A 309-nucleotide genomic window follows, 5' to 3' on the forward strand; every position below is an offset into this window, starting at 1 on the left:
GCCCCGAAGTACTTCGAGAAGGAATATACGCATGCCGTATTGCGCGGCAGGTCGGCGAACACCGACCGATAGTGGGGCACGATGGTGCCGTACACGTCGTCGGTGATGATGAGCAGATTCGGATTGCGCTTCGTAACTATGTCGACCAGCTTCTGGCGCGAATGCTCATCCATGGCGTAGGACGGCGGGTTCGAGGGGTTCACCAGACACAGCAGCTTGTTGGAGGGGTCGGCCAGCTTCTCCAGCTCCTCATCTGGGTACTGCCAAGCGTGCAAGCCATCGTGAGTGCGAGTGGAGGCGTTGATGTTC

At 58.9% G+C, this 309-nt stretch carries 1 protein-coding gene; it reads right to left on the minus strand.

Annotated elements, in window-relative coordinates; all coding sequences use genetic code 11:
* The coding region (locus PZH32_RS12530; protein WP_275208571.1) for an aminotransferase class I/II-fold pyridoxal phosphate-dependent enzyme at positions 1-309 on the minus strand (309 nt) is incomplete at both ends.

Source organism: Adlercreutzia equolifaciens (genome assembly GCF_029076695.1).
GTDB classification, from domain to species: Bacteria; Actinomycetota; Coriobacteriia; order Coriobacteriales; family Eggerthellaceae; genus Adlercreutzia; species Adlercreutzia equolifaciens_A.